Genomic DNA, 3,682 nt, shown 5'->3' on the forward strand with positions numbered 1-3,682 from the left:
GCTGGGTGGCGAGGCGGTGAGGCAGGCCGCCGAGCCCGGCATCACCGCTGCGGCCTTCGGCGCGGAGGGTCCGCGCTTCACGGCGCATGCCGCGCTCGGGCCCGACGAGCCCCGGTTCGCCGCCGGCCCGCAGCCGCCCCCCCGTGGAGGGCTGGTCCTTCCGCGCGCCGATCCTCTGCGACGCGCTGGCCTGGGCGCAGGGCGCGGCGGCGACGCCGATTCAAGCGGCGCCGGAGATCCGCGCCCGCGAGGACGCGGCGACCGCCGCCTGCCGCGCCGTCTTGCTGCCCCTGTCCGCCGCTACTCGGCCGGGCTCGCCAGCAGGGCGTTGGTGAACCAGGACGGGTGGGCATCGTAGCGCACCTTGTTGCGGTGCCCCGCCCAGTTCACCCGGACGTACATCAGCGGGATGACGGCGAGGTCGTCCACCGCCGCGCGCATCGCCTGCCCGACCAGCGCGTTGCGCCGGCCCTCGTCCATGGTCCGCAGCGCCTCGGCCAGCGGCGTGTCCACCGCCGGGTTGGAGTAGTGGCCGCGGTTGAAGGCGCCGAGCCCGGCCTGCGGGTCGCGCGTCATCACCACCTGGCGCAGCATCACGGCCGCCGTGTTGGCGGTGAAGGTCGAGAAGAAGAAGGAGAACTCCCGCGCGGTGGCGCGGGTGAAAAAGGGTGCGGGCGGGATCACCTCGACCCGCGTCTCGATGCCGATGCGCGTCAGCGCCTGCGCCACCGCCTGCAGGATGTCGGCGTCGCCAACGATGAAGCCGTTCGGCCCGTGGATGGTCATCCGGAAGCCGTCCGGATAGCCGGCCTCGGCCAGCAGTCGCCGCGCGCGGGCGACGTCGGTCGGCAGCGCGGGCAGGCCCTGCGCGCGGTCCGGCAAGGCGCGGGAGGCGATCTGCTCGGCCGGCGAGCCCTGGCCCTGCATGAGGCGCTCCACGATTGCGTCGCGCGGCATGGCGAGGCTGATCGCCTGGCGCACCCGCAGGTCGCGCAGCGGGTTGCGCGCCAGCGGGTTGCCCTGCTTGTCGGTGATGTGCGGCGGGTTGTCGCGCGCCGCGTCGGGGAACATGAAGGCGGTGGTGTTGCTGTCGGTCGAGAACAGCGCGATGCGCGGATCCGACGACAGCCGCGGCACGTCGGTGACGGAGACGGCGTCGATCAGGTCCACGTCGCCGGCCAGCAGCGCCGCGCTGCGCGCGCCCGGGTTGGTGATGAAGCGCGTCACCACGCGGTCCCAAGCCGGGCGCGGCCCCCAGAAATCGGGGTTCCGCACGATCTCGTGCCGCTCGCCGAGGCTGAGCGAGACGTGGCGATAGGCGCCGGTGCCGACCAGCGCGCGGCCGGCGTTGAAGTCGGCCAGCTGCGCGTTCGCGTGGATGCTGCGCGACAGCATCATCACCTGGGCGATGTCGCGATCGAGGAAGGGGGTCGGGGCCGAGGTGTGCAGGCGCACGGTCCGGGCATCCACGATCTCCACCCGGCTGATCGGGCGCACCTGCGTCGTGAAGGGACCCGGGCTGTTCGGGATGGTCGGGACGCGGGCCAGGGTGAAGGCGATGTCCTCGGGGCCGAACGGCGTGCCGTCGTGGAAGCGGATGTTCTCGCGCAGGCGGAATTCCCAGATCGTCGGCTCGACCACGCGCCAGGACTCCGCCAGCACGCCGAAGGGCCGGCCCTGGGTGTCGATGTCGATCAGCGGGTTGAAGATCTGCCGCAGCTGGGCGTTGTTGTTGTTGGTCGAGTGGTAGTGCGGGTCGTAGCCGGTCGGCACGCCGCCCATGCCGATGGTCAGCGTCCGCGCGGGCTGGGCCTGGGTGGCGGGGGCCAGGGCAGGCAGCAGGCAGGCGGCCAGTGCGCTGGCCAGCAGGGTGCGTCGCATCGTCGAACTCTCCCGATCGTGGCCGGCCGGCTCTGGGGCGCGGTCCGGCGCGTCGGGGGTCATGTCGGGAGCGCGACGGCGCTTTGGAAGGGGCTTCCCGGCCGGCCCGCCCTGGACAAGCCGCCCCGATCGCGCGAAGAGGCGCGCCCGAATGCCGCGCCAGCGGCCCTCCCCGCCGCCCGGAGTCCCGCACCATGACCTCCCCGGTCTTCGACCGCATCGCCGCGATCATCGCCGAGAACAGCGAAGTGCCGGCCGAGAAGATCACGCCCGAGGCCCATGTCATTAACGACCTGGGCATCGACAGCCTCGACTTCCTCGACATCGTCTTCGCCATCGACAAGGCCTTCGGCATCAAGGTCCCGGTCGAGGCCTGGACGCAGGAGGTCAATGCGGGCAAGGCGCCGGCCGAGCAGTATTTCGTCATGGGCAACCTGGCCCAGCGGATCGAGGAGCTGGTCGCCGCCAAGCAGGCGGGCGGCTGACGCGCGGCCACTCACGCACGGACAGCCGCCATGCGGCTCGAATACTTCCAGATGGTGGACCGCGTGGTGGAGCTCGGCGCCGAGTCCATCACGGTCGCCAGCACGGTGCCCGACGCCAGCCCGGTCTTCGAGGGGCATTTCCCCGGCTACCCCATCCTGCCCGGCGTGCTGATGGTGGAGACCATGGCCCAGGCCGGCGGCTGGCTGCTGCTGGCGCTGAACGGGCTAAGCCGCATGCCCTTCCTGTCCAAGGTGGGGGAGGCGAAGTTCCGCGGCTTCGTGGGTCCCGGCAGCGCGCTGACGGTGCACGCCAATCGTATCCACGACGGTTCCGGCTACGCGGTCTGCTCGGCGCGGATCGAGTCGGGCGGCAAGCGCGTGGCGGATGCCGAGATCACCTACCGCGTCATGGATTTCCCGGCACCCGAGCTGGAGCGGATGATGCGCGACACGGCGAAGCGGATCGGCCTGCCGGGGCATGGCTGAGATGGCCCACGACATCTGGATCACCGGGATCGGCCTGGTCTCCCCGGCTGGCGAGGGGCGCGCAGCGCATCTGGCCGCGCTCGACGCGACCGCCCCGGCCGGGCTCGACGAGACCAGCTTCGCGCCCTTCCCGATCCAGGCGGGCCCGATGCCGGAGCTGGACCGGCAGATCCCCAAGAAGGGCGACCAGCGGCAGATGGAGCCCTGGCAGCGCCTCGGCACCTATGCGGCGGGGCTCGCCATCGACGACGCGGGGGCGCGCGGCCTCGTCGCCGACATGGACCTGATCGTCGCGGCAGGTGGCGGCGAGCGCGACGTCGCGCTGGACGATTCCATTCTCGCCGCGCTGGCTGCGCTGCCGCCCGAGCAGGCCGCACCGAAGCTGAATGAGATGCTGGCGGGCGGGCTGCGGCCGACGCTGTTCCTCGCGCAGCTCTCCAACCTCCTCGCAGGCAACATCTCCATCGTGCACGGCGTCACTGGCGCCTCGCGCACGCTGATGGGCGAGGAGCAGGCCGGCGCCGATGCGGTGCGCATCGCCGCGGCGCGGCTGGCCGACGGCACCTCGCCGATCGCGCTGGTGGGCGGGGCCTATTCCGCGCCGCGCTGGGATCTTCTTCTGCTGTATCACGCTGGCGGGCTGCTGCGCCGCGGTGCCTATGCGCCGGTCTTCTCGCGCGACGACGCGCCGGGCGCGATCACCGGCACCCAGGCCGCCTTCCTGGTGCTCGAGACGGCGGCGCATGCCCGGGCCCGCGGCGCGCGTGGCCTCGCCCGGCTCGGCGCCATCGCCACCGCCCAGGCCCGCCGCACGGCGGAGGACAGTGGGC

Annotated in this window: 4 protein-coding genes; 3 read left to right on the plus strand and 1 reads right to left on the minus strand. The window is 72.7% G+C overall.

Annotated features, from left to right (window positions below):
• Positions 1-300: 300 nt before the first annotated feature.
• Positions 301-1,881 carry an ABC transporter substrate-binding protein gene (locus L2I40_RS20405; protein ID WP_237217012.1) on the minus strand — a complete coding sequence of 527 codons (1,581 nt, stop codon included), beginning with the start codon at positions 1,879-1,881 and terminating at the stop codon, positions 301-303.
• Positions 1,882-2,075: 194 nt separating this feature from the next.
• Here L2I40_RS20405 and L2I40_RS20410 point away from each other — a divergent pair, with 194 nt between their 5' ends.
• The 3 genes from L2I40_RS20410 to L2I40_RS20420 all read left to right on the plus strand — a co-directional run.
• Positions 2,076-2,366, plus strand: coding sequence for an acyl carrier protein (locus tag L2I40_RS20410; protein ID WP_237217013.1), 291 nt, complete (start codon positions 2,076-2,078; stop codon positions 2,364-2,366).
• A 30-nt stretch (positions 2,367-2,396) separates the two neighbouring features.
• On the plus strand, positions 2,397-2,852 hold the full coding sequence (locus tag L2I40_RS20415; protein WP_237217014.1) for a 3-hydroxyacyl-ACP dehydratase FabZ family protein: 456 nt from the start codon (positions 2,397-2,399) through the stop codon (positions 2,850-2,852).
• Between the two features lies 1 nt (position 2,853).
• The coding region (locus L2I40_RS20420) for a beta-ketoacyl-ACP synthase (RefSeq protein ID WP_237217015.1) at positions 2,854-3,682 on the plus strand (829 nt) is incomplete at its 3' end.

It is taken from the genome of Falsiroseomonas oryziterrae, from assembly GCF_021864505.1.
Taxonomy (GTDB): domain Bacteria; phylum Pseudomonadota; class Alphaproteobacteria; order Acetobacterales; family Acetobacteraceae; genus Falsiroseomonas; species Falsiroseomonas oryziterrae.